The sequence below is a fragment of the Gemmatimonas sp. genome (assembly GCF_044345575.1).
Classification (GTDB): Bacteria; Gemmatimonadota; Gemmatimonadetes; order Gemmatimonadales; family Gemmatimonadaceae; genus Gemmatimonas.
Map to the genome: position 1 here is coordinate 1 of NZ_JBIJAW010000052.1, position 15,957 is coordinate 15,957.

13 protein-coding genes and 2 tRNA genes are annotated in these 15,957 nt (G+C 66.6%); 13 read left to right on the forward strand and 2 right to left on the reverse strand.

Features of this window, described 5'->3' with window-relative positions; all coding sequences use genetic code 11:
* On the reverse strand, nucleotides 1-868 hold an 868-nt coding region (locus tag ACIQ6O_RS05280), incomplete at its 3' end, for a hypothetical protein (RefSeq protein ID WP_396206741.1).
* Between the two features lie 167 nt (nucleotides 869-1,035).
* Between ACIQ6O_RS05280 and ACIQ6O_RS05285 the strand changes: the two genes are divergently transcribed.
* The 12 genes from ACIQ6O_RS05285 to ACIQ6O_RS05340 all read left to right on the forward strand — a co-directional run bounded on the left by ACIQ6O_RS05285 (nucleotide 1,036) and on the right by ACIQ6O_RS05340 (nucleotide 13,509).
* Nucleotides 1,036-2,832 (forward strand): hypothetical protein, encoded by a 1,797-nt coding sequence (locus ACIQ6O_RS05285; RefSeq protein WP_396206742.1) that lies wholly within the window; start codon nucleotides 1,036-1,038, stop codon nucleotides 2,830-2,832.
* 85 nt (nucleotides 2,833-2,917) lie between these two features.
* Nucleotides 2,918-2,990, forward strand: a tRNA-Gly gene (locus ACIQ6O_RS05290).
* A gap of 129 nt (nucleotides 2,991-3,119) precedes the next feature.
* Nucleotides 3,120-3,203, forward strand: a tRNA-Leu gene (locus tag ACIQ6O_RS05295).
* A 132-nt stretch (nucleotides 3,204-3,335) separates the two neighbouring features.
* On the forward strand, nucleotides 3,336-3,566 hold the full coding sequence (locus tag ACIQ6O_RS05300; protein ID WP_396206743.1) for a hypothetical protein: 231 nt from the start codon (nucleotides 3,336-3,338) through the stop codon (nucleotides 3,564-3,566).
* 96 nt (nucleotides 3,567-3,662) lie between these two features.
* A complete protein-coding gene (locus tag ACIQ6O_RS05305; RefSeq protein ID WP_396206744.1) occupies nucleotides 3,663-4,655 on the forward strand; it encodes a M20/M25/M40 family metallo-hydrolase in 993 nt (330 codons plus the stop codon).
* Nucleotides 4,652-5,728 carry an aspartate-semialdehyde dehydrogenase gene (gene asd / locus ACIQ6O_RS05310; RefSeq protein WP_396206745.1) on the forward strand — a complete coding sequence of 359 codons (1,077 nt, stop codon included), beginning with the start codon at nucleotides 4,652-4,654 and terminating at the stop codon, nucleotides 5,726-5,728. Before ACIQ6O_RS05305 ends, asd begins: the two co-directional genes overlap by 4 nt.
* Nucleotides 5,725-7,080: a lysine-sensitive aspartokinase 3 gene (gene lysC / locus ACIQ6O_RS05315; RefSeq protein WP_396206746.1), complete on the forward strand. Its 1,356-nt coding sequence runs from the start codon at nucleotides 5,725-5,727 to the stop codon at nucleotides 7,078-7,080. Before asd ends, lysC begins: the two co-directional genes overlap by 4 nt.
* Complete coding sequence (locus ACIQ6O_RS05320; protein ID WP_396206747.1) at nucleotides 7,077-7,805, forward strand: 4-hydroxy-tetrahydrodipicolinate reductase; 729 nt, start codon at nucleotides 7,077-7,079, stop codon at nucleotides 7,803-7,805. Before lysC ends, ACIQ6O_RS05320 begins: the two co-directional genes overlap by 4 nt.
* Before the next feature lie 5 nt (nucleotides 7,806-7,810).
* On the forward strand, nucleotides 7,811-8,704 hold the full coding sequence (gene dapA / locus ACIQ6O_RS05325) for a 4-hydroxy-tetrahydrodipicolinate synthase (protein WP_396206748.1): 894 nt from the start codon (nucleotides 7,811-7,813) through the stop codon (nucleotides 8,702-8,704).
* Nucleotides 8,705-8,741: 37 nt separating this feature from the next.
* The gene (locus ACIQ6O_RS05330; protein WP_396206749.1) at nucleotides 8,742-9,593 is read left to right on the forward strand and encodes a 2,3,4,5-tetrahydropyridine-2,6-dicarboxylate N-succinyltransferase; all 852 of its coding nucleotides are present in this window, start codon (nucleotides 8,742-8,744) and stop codon (nucleotides 9,591-9,593) included.
* Nucleotides 9,581-11,593: a 3-phosphoshikimate 1-carboxyvinyltransferase gene (aroA, locus tag ACIQ6O_RS05335; RefSeq protein ID WP_396206750.1), complete on the forward strand. Its 2,013-nt coding sequence runs from the start codon at nucleotides 9,581-9,583 to the stop codon at nucleotides 11,591-11,593. The genes ACIQ6O_RS05330 and aroA overlap by 13 nt, the downstream gene beginning before the upstream one ends.
* Nucleotides 11,594-11,694: 101 nt before the next feature.
* Nucleotides 11,695-13,509: a 30S ribosomal protein S1 gene (locus ACIQ6O_RS05340; protein WP_396206751.1), complete on the forward strand. Its 1,815-nt coding sequence runs from the start codon at nucleotides 11,695-11,697 to the stop codon at nucleotides 13,507-13,509.
* Nucleotides 13,510-13,580: 71 nt separating this feature from the next.
* Here ACIQ6O_RS05340 and ACIQ6O_RS05345 read toward each other — a convergent pair whose 3' ends face one another.
* Nucleotides 13,581-14,114, reverse strand: coding sequence for a hypothetical protein (locus tag ACIQ6O_RS05345; protein WP_396206752.1), 534 nt, complete (start codon nucleotides 14,112-14,114; stop codon nucleotides 13,581-13,583).
* 252 nt (nucleotides 14,115-14,366) lie between these two features.
* On the opposite strand from ACIQ6O_RS05345, the gene ACIQ6O_RS05350 reads away from it, so the two are divergent.
* The gene (locus ACIQ6O_RS05350) at nucleotides 14,367-15,905 is read left to right on the forward strand and encodes an acyl-CoA carboxylase subunit beta (RefSeq protein ID WP_396206753.1); all 1,539 of its coding nucleotides are present in this window, start codon (nucleotides 14,367-14,369) and stop codon (nucleotides 15,903-15,905) included.
* Nucleotides 15,906-15,957 lie beyond the last annotated feature (52 nt).

A 15,957-nucleotide genomic window follows, 5' to 3' on the forward strand; every position in this document is an offset into this window, starting at 1 on the left:
CGCCAGGACCGAGTACGACGGTAGCAGGGGCCGGCTGCGCGTTGGCGGTGATGTTGGTGATACCGTACGCGCCGAAGTCCGTGCGTAGCGCGGCAATGGTGGCCACGACGGCGGTGTGCACGGTGGAGCCATTCAACGGGACTACCGGCGAGCCGCCGCGCGAGGCGTCGCCGTACACGGTCACGAGATTCGCGCGCGTCTGTTGGGCGCGAGCTATCAACGCCTGAGCGCCAGCGGGATTCGCGCGGATGGCAGTGCAACCTGTGGCCGCAGCATTGGCGCAACGAGTGATTTCGGCAGCGAGCGCGGCGCGCGCACTTTCAATTTGGCCCACGACGGCGCCATTCGTCGCGCGCACGGCGGTACCGGTTGTGCCGAAAGCGGGATTGCGCCCCACGTTTGCTCCGGTGCCCGCGCGGTTGAGAATCAGCTGGCTGATATCGCGCGATTCAGCATACGGCACGACGACGCGGAGCGAGAGGCGACGGGTCACGCCATAATCGAGCGCCAACGGGACGATGCTCTGGCGGACTTCGCCGCGTGCTTCGAGTGGACCGAGTGACAGGGCAAACCCATTGTTGCCGGAAAGTGCGCGAATGCCCGCCTGCGTCGCACGCAGTTGAGGCAGGAGGCCGATACCCAGACTGTCGGTGGACAATCCCGAGAGCCGGCCGCGCGTGCGATTCGCCCCCCCCGGCGTAAAGACGGCGTCGTGATCGTTCCAGAGTCCGCCGACGAGGATCCGGTATCCGCCCTTCGGGATCGGTAGGGCATCCTCCCCCACACCGGCGACACGTTGCGCCCGCACGGTGGCGGGAGGCAGTGCTGTCATGGCGGCGGCCAGCATCACGACCAAGGTACGCAACACGTGGCTCTGGCTTTTCATCGGAGACACAGGGAGATCGGGGGAAGCGGCTAGATTACCAGACTACGTCGCACCTTAGCCCGACAGGACTGGCCCGTCAACGAAACGGGAGGTGTTGCCGGGGTCCTCCACATTCCGCAGCGTGATCGCTCCGCGCTGTTCCGGTACCCATGCGCTCGATTCCCACTGTTCCCTGGCAGCTCACCGGTAATCACTGGCTCAGCATTCCCTGCATCAATCCGGCTGACGGTGCCATTCACGCGTTGGGCGTGCTGCATCGTGGAGCGCGGGCGGCGATCGAGGTCGCAGGGGGCGCGGATTTCGTCGCCGGGCGTGGGGCGCCGCTGCTGCGGCCGGTGATTCGGATCAATGGCACGGAACACGCGCTGGCCGCTGAGGGGATTGCATGGGAGCGGGCCGTCGGGTGGTTGCCGACGTTCACGTGCACGATCGGTACGCTCCTCGTGCGGGGCACGATCTTCGCACCGTACGGGCGAGATGCGGACATGGCCGGTGCGGTGTACACCATCGCCGTGGAGAATCGCTCCAGTGCCGACGTGACGCTGGAGGTCGCGCTCGAGGGGACGCTCGGTCATCGGCAGCAGCGCGTGCGGACCGCGCGTCCATTCGACGATGAGCACGTGGTCAGCCACGGGGATGATGACGTCGTGCTGCTGGAGGGCGCGGCGATTCCGGGGTTGGTGGCGGTCGCTATTGGCGCCGACGGGCCTGCGCGTGTCGAGGTCCCGGATGGGGCGTCGCGATCGCCGCGCCCGTTCGCCATTCGCCGGGAGATCACGGCGCCGGCGGGTGGGGCGGTGCAGACGGCGTTCTACCTTGCGGTCGGTCCTGAGCGCGACGGGGCGCAGGCTACGGTGAGCGTCCTCCGCCGACGTGGATGGCGAGCCCTGCTGAGCGCCACGCGCGAGGCGCTCACCACGCTCGAACAGACCACGGGGAACGACGCCATCGACCGGCTCCTCAATCGCAATCTGCTGTTCGCGTACTTCTACGCGGTGGGGCGTGGCCTCGACGATGCGCACTACTACCTCGTGCGGACCCGGGCCCCGTGGCATGGCGCTGGGATAACGGTGCGTGACTGGGAAGCGCTCATGTGGACGCTGCCGGCCGTGCAGCTGGCCGACAGCGGGCTTGCGCGTGAGCTGCTGATCCGCGCCTGCGAGCTCCATGGCTATGCGCCGGGGCAGGGCGTGCACTATCTCGATGGCACCCTCTTCCAGCCCGGGTTCTCCGTCGAGGGACCAGCGGCTTTCGCGATTGCCACCGACCGGTACATCCGTGATACCGGTGACGACCGGATCGTCGAGGATCCCGTCGTCGCCGACACCCTGTACTTGAGCCACGACGACATCGTGGCCCGGCGCGATGAACGCGTGCCGCTCTACTCGACCGAGGTGACCGCCTCGGGGGCTCCGGCGCCGTTTCCGTTCACCCTGCATGGCAATGCCGCCGTGGCGTTGGCGCTCGACGTGTTTCGCCGCACACTCGACGAGGAGGCGGCGGCCTCGGTCGAAGACCCTGCGGCGGTCCGCGCGGCGCTTCGGCGCCACTTCGCGGTGGAGCGTGGGGAGAAGGCCAGGTTGGCCACGGCGATCGATATGGCCGGCGGCTCGGCGCTGCACGACGACCCGTCAGGATCGCTCCTGTGGTTGCCCCTCTATGAGGCCATGGACCGGGATGACTCCCTTTTTCGTCGGACGGCACGCGCACTGAAGCCCGAGGGGGACGGGCCGGCCGCTCTGCTGCTGCATGTGGGCCGTTTGCTGGGACCTGAGAGCCAGGACACGCTCACGTGGCTCCGGCGCGCCGCCCTCGATGGTGGCATTGCCGGCGAGTTCGTCGACGGCGACGGGCGTGCGGTGGGGAACGGAGGCGACGCGGCGCTCGCCGGGCTGCTGGCGCATACGTTGTGGTTCGCGCGGCACGCCCTCGGGTTGCGGGATTGACCCGCTCCGATGGCCGGGGGTGCTTGTCCCACGCGCGTTGGACGGCTACTATCCTGTCCGTCGCCGGCTTTTAGGGCTGGTGCATGCGGGAATAGCTCAGTTGGTAGAGCACAACCTTGCCAAGGTTGGGGTCGCGGGTTCGAGTCCCGTTTCCCGCTCTCGCCGTTCGCGGCGAAGAATGTTGGACGGTACGAAACGGGAGCGCCTGAGCGCTCCCGTTTTGCATTGGCGTCAAGACTTTTGGGTGTGCGAAGAGTGCGGCCGCTGGTCGCATGCGGTGGGTATGTACCCGGATGGCGAAATCGGTAGACGCGCGAGACTTAAAATCTTGTGCTCGCAAGGGCGTGCGGGTTCGAGTCCCGCTCCGGGTATGCCCCGAGAGGCAGTGCGGTGGCACGAGGCCGTGCGGTGTCGTATTGCCCCGCGCTGAGGGTACTGACCGGAGCGTGTTTCGTCCGGTACTTTCCACGCATTCCCCTCTCCCCTCAATTTCTGGAGACGCAGTGCGCACCGTAGCGGACGAGCAGGGCACCACCTGGATCTGCCTCGAACTTCCTGAAGTCCCCGTCGATCAGCGCGCCGCTGCCGCGGCCCTCGCCAGCGATGACGTGGTGGCCATCGAGTGCAACTCCGGCGCGCACCGCGTCATTGCGCTCGTGCCGACGGGGTGGGACGACGATATGGACGACGCGCGTTTGAACGCTGTGATTCGAGAGTTCCTCGAGCGGCGCTGAGCGCGACCGTCGGGGTGTCGCTTCCGTAGAATTTCGGAGGACACGCCGGTCGAGGCGGGGGCGCGCCGGGCACCGGGGTAGATGTATCTTGTCGGGATGTCCGACGTCGTCACGCTCGCCTCCGAATTGCTCGCCATCGAATCCACGACGGGTCGTGAACGTGACGCCGTGGATTTCGTCTCGCGCTGGTGTATCGCGCGAGGCTGGACCGTCTCGCTGCAGGAGGTCGAGCCGGGGCGCTCGAACCTCTGGGCCACGCGCAAGGGTGGCGGCGTCACCCTCTCCACACATCTCGACACGGTGCCACCGTTTGTGCCCCCGCGGCTCGAGGGCAACCGTCTCTACGGTCGCGGTGCCTGTGACGCCAAGGGGATCGCGGCGGCCATGATGATCGCGGCGCAGCGGCTGGCGGATGCTGGCGAGGAGCGGGTGGATCTGTTGTTCGTGGTGGGTGAGGAGAAGGGCTCACCGGGCGCGCGCGCGGCGAATCGGTTGCCTGCCACCAGCCGGTTCCTGGTCAACGGTGAGCCGACCGAGAGCAAGCTGGCGTCGGGGTGTAAAGGCGCACAGCGCGTGATCGTGCGAGTGCGCGGGCGCGAGGCACACTCGGCCTATGCCCATCTCGGCGAGAGTGCACTCGAAACGATGCTCGATCTCCTGCCTGAGCTGCGTGCGCTCCCGCTGCCGACCGATCCCATCCTCGGGGAAACCACGTACAACATCGGCGTGCTGCGGGCCGGGACGGAAGCCAATATCGTGCCCGGGCTCGCTGAAGCGGAAATCATGATCCGCCTCGTCGGCGACGTGGAACCGGTGCGCGCCGCCTTCACCACGTGGGCGGGGGACCGGGCCGAGCTCGTCTGGGGCTCGCACATTCCGGCGCAGCACTTTCAGAGCATCAGCGGGTTCGAGGTGGAGCCCGTAGCCTATACGAGCGATATCCCTCTCCTCGATCGGTGGGGAACGCCGCTGCTGTTCGGGCCCGGTTCCATTCACGTGGCCCATACGCCCATCGAATACATCGATGTGGCGGAACTCGACGCGTCGGTCGACGCGTACGTCCGAATCGTTCGCACTCTTCTCGCATGACACCCTCCGTCACCCGTTGGCCGGTCGCCGTTCTTGGCGCGACCGGTGCCGTTGGGCAGGCGTTCATCCGCCTGCTCGATGCGCATCCCTGGTTCGATCTCGTCGAAGTCGCCGCGTCCGAGCGTAGCGCCGGCAAATCGTATCGGGACGCCGCGAAATGGCTCGAGGGGACGATGCCGGCGGGCGTGGCCTCGCTGGTGGTGAAGCACTGCACGCCGGAGGAAATCAGCGCGCCCATCGTGTTCTCGGCGCTCGATTCGGGCGTGGCCGGTGAGGTCGAGCCCGCGTTCGCGCGCGCCGGACGCATGGTGCTGTCGAATGCGAAGAACTATCGCATGGACGCCGACGTGCCGCTGGTGATCCCGGAGGTCAACGGTGATCATCTCGCGTTGCTCGACGTGCAGCGCGCCAATCGTGGCTGGACCGGCGGTATCGTCACCAATGCCAACTGCGCGACCACGGTCATGGCCGCGGCGCTGGCGCCGTTGCACGAGGCGTTCACGGTGACGAAGGTGTTCGCCACGACGATGCAGGCGGTGTCCGGCGCAGGGTATCCGGGGGTGCCTTCGCTCGATATTCTTGGCAACGTCATTCCGTTTATCAACGACGAAGAGCCGAAGATCGAAACGGAGCTGGTGAAGCTGCTCGGTCGATTCGACGGGACCACAGTGCAGTACGCGGATATCGTGACCAGCGCGCACGCCAATCGCGTTCCCGTGGAGCATGGGCACACGGTGTGCATGTCGGTGGCGTTCGCCAGGAAGCCCACGCCCGAGGAAGCGCTCGAGGCGCTGCGCAACTGGACGGGCACCGACGCCGTGCGCGGGTTGCCGTCGGCCCCTGAGCCGTCGCTGATCATCCGTGACGAGCCCGATCGGCCGCAACCGCGCCGCGACGTGAATCGCGGCCGCGGCATGGCCACCACCGTGGGGCGTGTGCGCGCCGATCACCTGTTCGATCTGCGCCTGGTCGCGATGTCCCACAACGTGGTCCGAGGTGCGGCGGGCGGCTCGATTCTCAACGCGGAGCTGTTGGCGAAGACGGGCCAGCTGGCGAGGTATCTCGCGCCGTGATCGTCTGCAAGTTCGGTGGGACCTCGGTGGCAGATGCCACGGCCATCGGTCGTGTCATCGAGATCATCGACGGCAAGCGCAACCTGCAGCCGGTGGTGGTGGTGTCGGCGCTGGGGGGGGCGACGAACGTGCTGCTCGATATCGCCAACAAGGCGGCGAACGGCGAGTTGCTCACCGCGTTGGAGTTGGTGGAACAGCTCCGCGATCGCCACCTCCGCGAGGCGACGGCGTTGCTGCAGGGGAGTTCGGAGGCCGAGGAGCTGGCGCTCGACATCAGCGCCACGTTCGACGAACTCGCCCATCTGGCCGAAGCCTTCAAGACGCTTGGTTACCTCACGCCGCGTTCGCTCGATGCGGTCGCGGCCATCGGTGAGCTGCTGTCGTCGCAGATCGTCGCGGCAGCGTTTCGGCAGCGTGGGTATCCCGCCGTGTTCGTCGATGCGCGTGACGTGATGCGGACCAACGATTTCTTCACCAAGGCCGAGCCCGATGTCGAGGGTATCCGGCAGGCGGCGCTGGAGAAGCTGGTCCCGCACGTACAGCAGGGGCGTATCCCCGTGATGGGCGGTTTCGTCGGCGCCACGGGTGCGCGCGTGACGACCACGCTCGGGCGTGGTGGCTCGGACTATTCCGCGTCGCTTATCGGGGCCGCCATCGATGCGACGGCGATCGAAATCTGGACGGATGTCGATGGGATGCTCACCGCCGACCCGCGGGTGATCCCTGCGGCTCAACTGATCGAGCGGATCAGTTTCGACGAGGCCGCCGAGCTGGCGGCTTTCGGTGCGAAGGTGCTGCATCCGGCCACGATTGCCCCGGCGGTCCAGCGTGGCATTCCCGTCTACGTGTTCAATTCGCGGAACCCCAAGGCGAAGGGCACGATGATCGCGTTTGACGCGCCCAGGTTGCCGGTGCGCGCCATCGCCGGCAAGCGCGCCACCACGATGGTGAAGTTGCGTTCGTCGCGCATGCTGCTCGCGCCAGGCTTTCTGCGCCGCGTGTTCGAAGTGTTCGAAACGCATCGCACCTCCGTCGACGTGGTCACCACCAGTGAGGTGTCGGTGTCCGTCACGCTCGACGATGCGTCGAATCTGGCGGCGATTCTTCAGGACCTCGCCGCCTTCGGGGACGTGTCGGTTTCGCCGCGCGCCGGGCTGCTGGCAATCGTGGGTGCTGGGATCTCCGACAGCGGCCACGCGATGGCCAAGGCCGTCGCGGCGCTCGGGGACATTCCGGTGCATATGGCGTCGTTGTCGGCGACGGGGATCAACTTCACGCTCGTTATCGACGACGAGCATGTGGTGCCGGCCATGCAGCGCCTGCACGCCACGTTCTTCGAAACGCCGGCATGAGTCGCCCTCCAGCGGTGACGCCCGTGCGTGTGGCACTCGTGGGCATGGGGCGCATGGGCCGCGCGCTGGATGCGCTCTCGGCCGAACGCGGGTGCGAGGTGGTCGCCCGCCTCGATGCGGTGGCAACCTCGCGGGGGCTCACGACCGCCGACCTGAATGGCGCCCACGTGGCCATCGAGTTCACCACGCCGGAGACGGCATTGGACAACGTCGAGGCGCTGCTTGCCCTTGGCTGCCCCGTGGTGGTGGGCACGACCGGATGGACGGCGGAGTTTGCGCGGCTCGAATCGGCCGTGGCGCGGTACGGGACGCCGGCGCTCTGGTCCCCCAACTTTTCGATCGGGGTCCAGCTCTTCCTGGCCATCGCCGAGGACGCCGCGCGGCGCGCACGCGAGGTGGCCGGATTCGATGTGCACGTGGTGGAGACCCATCACCAAGCGAAGAAGGACGCGCCGTCGGGCACGGGCATCGCCATCGGTGAACGGTTGGAGGTGGGGCTCGGGCGCGCGGTCCCCATTTCGAGTGTGCGTGTGGGCAGTGTACCGGGCACGCACGAGGTCATCATGGACGCGCCGTTCGAACAGATCACCCTGACCCACACGGCGCGTGACCGCCGCGTCTTCGCTGACGGCGCGCTCGCGGCGGCGCGCTGGCTGGCCGGCGCACGCGGACCCGCCGTCTATACCATGCGCGACGTGCTCGACACGTCGGGCAGTCGCCGCTGAGGCCCATGGCTCCGTCAGTCCTGCACGGGTGCGGTACCGCACTCGTCACCCCGTTTTGCGCTGATGGCTCCCTCGACGAGTCGGCGTTGCGCGCCTTGGTGCAGTGGCAGCTCGCGTCGGGGGTGCATATGCTCGTGCCTTGCGGATCCACGGGCGAGGCCGTGACGCTCTCCTCCGCTGAGCACCGGCGCGTGGTGGAGATCACGGTCGAGGAAGTGAACGGCCGCATCCCCGTCATCGCGGGCGCCGGCAGTAACGATACGCAGAAGGCGATCGCCACGTCGCGGGAGATGCAGGCCATTGGGGCCACGCATCTGCTCCACGTGACGCCCATGTACAACAAGCCACCGCAGCGGGGCCTGCTGGCCCACTTCCGGGCCATCGCCGATGCGTGCGAGCTCCCGATCATGCTGTACAACGTGCCGGGGCGCACGTCGGTGAACATGGAGGTGGCGACGACGCTCGAACTCGCCGCCGATCCGCGCTTCGTGGGCGTAAAGGAGGCGAGTGGTAGCCTGTCGCAGATCACGACGATCATCCGTGAGCGCCCGGACGGCTTCGGGGTGTTCTCCGGTGACGATGGGTTCACGCTGTCCATCATGGCGCACGGCGGTGACGGCATCATCAGCGTGGTGTCGAACGTGGTCCCGGCGCTCATGGTGCAGCTGAGCGAGGCGTGCGCGCGCGGCGATTTTGCAACGGCGCGCGCGGTGGATGCGCGGCTGGCGCCCGTGATCGAGGCCTGTTTCGTGGAAGCGAATCCCATTCCGGCGAAGGCGATGCTCTTCATGATGGGACGCCTCCAGGATCGTCTGCGGTTGCCGCTCGTGCCGCTCGCTGACAGTTGGCGGTCGCGCGTGCGCGCGTCGCTCGAGCACGCCGGTGTCACGCTGGTCTGAGCCGAATCCTTCTTCCTCTTCGAAAGCTTTTCCGACCATGGCCATGACTCTTGCCGAACTCGAAGCGCGCCTCAACGAACCGCACTTGCTCGACAGCGGGGCACCGTTGGTGCACGATGCCCAGTCCCTGTTCGACAGCGCGATGGCCCATCTCGAACGCGGGGAAATTCGCGCGGCGCGCCGCGACGAGGAGGGCACCTGGCACGCGGTCCCGTGGGTGAAGCGTGCCATTTTGCTGGGATTCCGCATCGGGCACATGCAGTCGATGCCCTCCTCGGCACCGTTCAGCTTCGTCGACAAGCACACGTATCCCACGCGGGAGTTCCGGCTCGAGAATCAGGTGCGCATCGTGCCCGGCGGGTCCACTGTTCGGCGCGGCGCCTATCTGGCGCCGAACGTGGTGTGCATGCCGCCCATGTACATCAACGTCGGCGCCTATGTCGGCCGTGGTACGATGGTGGACTCGCACGCGCTGGTTGGCAGTTGCGCCCAGATCGGCGAGCGGGTGCACCTCAGCGCTGCCGCCCAGATCGGCGGCGTGCTCGAGCCGATCAATGCGTCGCCGGTCATCATCGAGGACGATGTGATCGTTGGCGGCAACTGCGGGGTGTACGAGGGGACCGTTGTGCGCACGAAGGCGGTCCTTGGTGCCGGCGTCATTCTGACCCGCGGGACGCCGGTATACGATCTCGTGAAGGACACCGTGCATCGCGCGTCGGCCGATCAGCCGCTCATCATTCCCGAGGGCGCTGTGGTGGTGCCGGGGGCACGCCGTGTCACTTCGCCCTTCGGTGAAGCGCAGGGGCTCTCGTTGCAGACGCCGGTGATCGTGAAGTACCGCGACGACAAGACCGACGCGGCCACCGCCTTGGAGGCATGGCTGCGTTGAGTGCGGAGGCGACACACACTGGTGCGCCGCTGGTGGTGCAGGGCACCATCCGGGCGCCTGGTGACAAGTCCATCAGTCACCGTGCGCTGATCTTTGCGGCCATGGCTGACGGTCCTACCCGTATTCGCGACATTCTGCCGTCGGCGGACGTGCATGCGACGGCGTCGGCACTGCGCGCCATGGGCGCAGACATTCCTGCCCTCAGCGAAGACTTCGTGGTGCAAGGGCGGGGCCTCGGCGCGCTGCACTCGCCGGAGTCGGCCTTCGACTGCGGCAACAGCGGGACCACCACGCGATTGCTCGCGGGACTCGTCGCGGGGCTCGCGGGACGTGCGGCCCGTTTCGAGGGGGATGCGAGCCTGAGTCGTCGGCCCATGCAGCGCATTGCCACGCCGCTGTCGCAGATGGGTGCGCGCATCACGTTCGAAGGGGCCGCGGGGCATGATGGTCTGCCCATGCGCGTAGAGGGTGCGCCGCTTTCGCCCATTCACTACATCAACGTGCACGCGAGCGCGCAGGTGAAGGGGGCGCTGCTCGTGGCCGGCCTCGCGTCGGGCGTCTCGGTCACGGTGGAGGAACCCACGCGCTCGCGCGATCACAGCGAACGCATGCTCATCGCCAGGGGCGTTCACCTGGAAGTCCGCGACGGCGCCGTGACGCTCCCGGCGGGGCAGGTGGTGCATCCCGCCGACGTCGTCGTCCCCAGTGATCCTTCGTCGGCCACCTTCTTCGCGGCGCTCGCCGCGCTGGCCGACGCCGGGGAGGTCCGGCTCGAGAACGTGTGTCTCAACCCCACGCGCACCGGCGCCTTCGATGTATTGCGGCGCATGGGGGCGCTGCTCACGATCGACGAGGCACGCGAAGTCGGCGGGGAGCTGATCGGCACGGTGATCGTGCGGCCGTCCCCATTGCTCGGGACGACGATCGCGGGGGGCGAGATTCCGCGCTGTATCGATGAACTCCCCATGTTGGCCTGTCTGGCGGCCCGGGCGGAGGGCACCACGTATATCCGGGATGCCCACGAACTGCGCGTGAAGGAGAGTGACCGCATCAAGGCGGTCGTGGCGAATCTCCGCGCGCTCGGGGCCGATGCCGAGGAGTACCCTGACGGCATGCGGGTGACCGGTGCTCGCGGGCCGTTGCGGGGGCATGTCGTCACGCACGGCGACCACCGGCTGGCGATGGCGTTCGGGGTACTTGGCGCACTGCCGGGCAATCGTATCTCCATCGATGACCCTGGGTGCGTCGCCGTTTCGTACCCCACATTCTGGCGCGACCTCGCCGCGGTCGCGGGCGGGACGGGGGCCACCGTGGCCGCCCCGCGGCGTCCGCTCGTGATCGCCATCGATGGCCCGGCCGCGTCCGGCAAGAGTTCCACGGCGCAGTGGGTCGCCAAGACCCTCGATGTGCGCCACGTGGATTCCGGTGCCTTTTATCGGGCCATGGCGTTCCTGGCGGTCGAATCCGGCGAGGCGCCGGACACGTGGACACCGGATTCGCTGCTGGCTCGTGGGACCCGTATCACCTGGCGGCTCACTGAGCGATCGGTGCTCCCCCTGGTGGACGGGCGCGATCAGGATGAGGCGCTGCGTGGCACGACGGTAACCCGTCACGTGTCCCGGGTCGCGGCGATGCCGGAGGTGCGCGCGTGGGTGAACGCGCAGGTCCGGTCGGCCGGCGCTGCGGTCGATGTGGTGGTGGATGGCCGGGACATCGGGACGGCGGTATTCCCCGATGCGCCGCTCAAGGTGTTCCTCATCGCCGATACCTGGGAACGGGCCCGGCGCCGGCTCATCCAGCGCCTTGGGCGCCGCCCCACCGACGCCGAGATCGCTGAAGAGGCGGAAGCGCTGGTGGCCCGCGATGTCCAGGATGCAACCCAGAGCGCGCCCGCCCGCGACGCCATCACCATCGACACCACGACCGTCACGCAGGAGGAACAGGTGGAGCGGATCGTGGCGCTGGCCCGGGCGACCAGGGACCGGCTGCGCGCCTTGTAGACTGGTCCCCTCCCCCCTATGTTTCGGGGTTCCGGTCTTTCCCTTTCCCCTCTTCTCGGCGCGGCGAGTGTGGTTCCGCGATTCTGGAGAAACCTCAAAGTATGAGCACCGAACTGAGCCCTGAGCTCGCCGCTGAAATCGCCGCCGCCCAGGAGGCGGATCTCAATGGCGACGCGCCCATCTACGGCAAGCTGACCGCGCGCGAGAAGCGCGACCTGCAGAAGAGCCAGCTGCGCCCGTTGGCGAACCGCCGCCCCGAGCTGTACGAGGAGGACGAATTCTCGTCCGACGAGTACGAGCGCATGCTGGAGCTGTACAACGGCACGCTCGCCTCGATCGAAGAAGGGGAGATCGTCAAGGCGCACGTCCTCGAGATCCGCGAGAACCTCGTTGTCCTGGACATCGGCTTCAAGTCGGAAGGCACGATTCCGCTCGAAGAGTTCAAGGACATGCCCGACCTCAAGGCGGGCGATGAAGTCGAAGTGCTTCTCGAGCACCTCGAGGACCAGGAAGGCTCGGTTGTCCTTTCGAAGAAGAAGGCCGACTTCATGCGCGTGTGGGAGCGCATCCGCGTGGCCTACGAGAGCGATCAGCCGGTCGAAGGAACGCTCGTCAAGAAGATCAAGGGTGGCGTGGTCGTCGACCTCATGGGCGTCGACGCGTTCCTCCCCGGTTCGCAGATCGCGCTTCGCCGCGTCCCGAACATCGACGAGCTCCTTGGGCAGAAGTACGAGTTCAAGATCATCAAGCTCAACAAGCGTCGCCGCAACATCGTCGTGTCGCGTCGCGTGATCCTCGAGACCGAACGCGCGGGCAAGCGCGAGAAGCTCATGAAGGAGCTCGCGAAGGACCAGGTGCGGAAGGGCGTGGTCAAGAACATCACCGACTTCGGTGCGTTCATTGATCTGGGTGGCGTGGACGGCCTGCTCCACATCACCGACATGTCGTGGGGCCGCATCTCGCATCCGAGCGAGATGGTCCAGATCGGCATGGAGCTCGAGATCAAGGTGCTGGACATCGATTGGGAGCGCGAGCGCATCTCGCTCGGTCTCAAGCAGCTCCAGAGCTATCCGTGGAAGGACGTCGCCGCCAAGTACCCGGTGGGCACGCGTGTCAACGGCAAGGTCGTGTCGATCACGAACTACGGCGCCTTCATCGAGCTCGAGCCGGGCATCGAAGGCCTCGTACACATCTCGGAGATGAGCTGGACGCGCAACGTCCGTCATCCCTCCAAGATCGTGTCGATCGGCGAAGCCATCGAGGCGGTGGTGCTCAAGGTGGACGAGACGGAGGAGAAGATCTCGCTCGGTATGAAGCAGACCGAGCAGGATCCGTGGGTCATCCTGCCGCTCAAGTACCCCGTCGGCACGCGCATCAACGGCAAGGTCCGCAACCTCACCTCGTTCGGCGCGTTCGTCGAGATCGAGCCGGGTATCGACGGCCTCATCCACATCTCCGACATGTCCTGGACCAAGCGCGTCCAGCACCCGTCGGAAGTCGTGAAGAAGGGCGACGCCGTGGACGTGGTGATTCTCAACATCGACAGCGAGAACAAGCGCATCTCGCTCGGCCTCAAGCAGGCCGAGGAAGATCCGTGGCTTCGTATCGGTGAGACCTATCCGGTGGGCACGGAGCTCCCTGGCAAGATCGTCCGTCTGATGGACAAGGGCGTGGTCGTCGATCTCGGCAACGACATCGAAGGCTTCGTGCCGGTCAGCCAGCTGAACCCCGAAGGCACGGTCACCAACCCGGCCGACTTCGCGTGGGACGGCATGAACCTCGTCATGCGTGTGCTCGAGGTGGATCCCATCCACCGTCGTATCGTGCTCGCCGTGACGTCGGTGCCGGCCGACCAGCCGCCCAAGCCGGACACGCCGAGCAAGGTGCATAGCTCGGAAGACGAGATCGGTCTCTAATCCGATCGGTCGCACAAAACAGAAGGCCCCAACCGCACGCGGTTGGGGCCTTCTGTTTTGGGTCGGTAGAATCAGCGCCCGACGATCAGTCCCGGGGCGTCAGTGGACGAATCCGATGCGGCGCGCTTGCGCCCCTTCGCCGAGCCGCCGCCCGGCATGGCCGAGAAGCCGAATACGGTCAGGAGACCATAGGCCAACAGAAAGACCACGGAGGTCAGTCCTACACGAATCGTCGTGTTGGTGAACTGCGCCGACATCTGGGTGGACACGATCGTCTTCAGTTCCTGCGCATCGAGCACGAACACCGCGATGCAGGGGAGCAGGCCCAAGGTGAACAGCGCCGACGCGGCGCCGACGGTCCGGGCAAGGCCGGTGCGCTCGAGGCCGCGGGCCATGACCAGCAGCAAGGACAGGCCAAGGAAGGGCAGCAGCAGGATGCTCGACAGCGCATTGGCCGCGCCGAAGCGCCACTGAATGTTGCTCAGCTGCAACGGCCAGATCTGGGTCAGCGACTGGACGCAGGGGACGGCGATCATCAGGAGAGCGACAGCGAACAGCACGCGTCGGGAGACGTTGTCGTCGTGCAGGTCGAGGAATTCGGACATGAGACGGGGAGTGTCGAGGAATTTGGAAGTGGTCAATTACAGCCGGCGGGTGTCAATGTACCAAGGGAAAGGTGAGTCGCGCGTCCGTGGCGCGGAAGTGGGGGCGGGGGCCGGTGCGGGCGGCTCCAGTCTACGGTCCCGCAAAACGCACGGGCGATCCCGGAGCCGGACCACATTTGGACCGGCGCCTCGTTTTTCCGGTGCCGTGCGCTAGCTTCTCGCGTCATGACCCACACATCCCCCTCCTCGGCTATGCGTGACAAGCTCGAGCGACTCGCCGTCGCCCGGGATGCCTCTGAGCAAGGCGGTGGCGCTGCGCGCATCGCGCAGCAGCACGCCAAAGGCAAACTCTCGGCGCGTGAGCGCCTCGATGTCCTGCTTGACGAAGGCTCGTTCGTCGAAATCGATCGATTCGTCACATCGCGATCGCTCGCCGAGGGCGAGGCGCCCGTGTACGGCGACGGCGTGGTCACGGGCCACGGTCGGATCGAGGGGCGGCTTGTCTATGTCTTCTCGCAGGATTTCACCGTGTTCGGGGGATCGCTGTCTGAGGCGCACGCGGCGAAGATCTGCAAGGTCATGGATCTCGCCGTGCGGAATGGCGCGCCGATGATCGGCCTGAACGATTCTGGCGGCGCGCGTATTCAGGAGGGCGTGGTCTCGCTGGGCGGCTACGCGGATATCTTCCTGCGCAATACGATGGCGTCAGGGGTCATCCCGCAGATCTCCGCCATCCTCGGCCCGTGTGCCGGCGGGGCGGTGTACTCCCCGGCCATCACCGACTTCATCTACATGGTGAAGGGCACGAGCTACATGTTCGTGACCGGTCCGAACGTGGTGAAGACGGTGACCCACGAAGACGTCACCATGGAGCAGCTCGGGGGTGCCGATACGCATGCGGCGACCAGCGGCGTAGCGCACTTTGCCTGCGACTCCGAACTCGCCTGCCTGCAGCACATCCGTGAGCTCTTCCGGTTCGTCCCGAGCAACAACGTCGAGGACCCGCCACGCGGTTCGGGGCGTGATGCGCGCGACCGGCGGGAGGAAACACTGCTCGACGTCGTGCCGGACAACCCGAACAAGCCGTACGATATGCGGGAAGTCATCGGCCGTGTCGTCGACGACGGGTACTTCTACGAGGTGCAGCCCGATTACGCGGCGAACATCCTCGTTGGTTTCGCGCATCTCGGTGGGCACAGTGTGGGCATCGTCGCGAATCAGCCAGCGGTGCTGGCGGGCGTACTCGACATCAACGCCTCGCTCAAGGCCGCACGCTTCGTGCGCTTCTGTGATTGCTTCAACATTCCCCTGGTCACCTTCGAAGATGTCCCGGGCTTTTTGCCGGGGGTGGCGCAGGAGCACGGGGGGATCATCAAGCACGGCGCCAAGCTGCTGTATGCGTATTGCGAGGCGACGGTGCCGAAGCTCACGGTCATCACTCGCAAGGCATATGGCGGTGCCTATGACGTGATGAGTTCCAAGCATATCCGCGGTGATTACAATGTGGCGTGGCCCACGGCGGAGATCGCGGTGATGGGCCCCAAAGGCGCGGTGGAGATTTTGTACCGCAAGGAGATCGCCGAGGCGGACCAGCCCCAGGCGGCGCTTGATGCGCGCGTGGCGGAATACACCGAGAAGTTCGCCAATCCCTACATCGCGGCAGCGCGTGGGTATGTCGATGATGTCATCGATCCGCGCGACACACGCCCCCGCTTGATCGAGGCGCTCGAGTCGCTTCGCGGGAAGCGCGACAAGAATCCGCCGAAGAAGCACGGCAACCTTCCCCTCTGAGCGCCGCGATGTTCAAGAAGATTCTGGTGGCCAACCGCGGTGAGATCGCCTT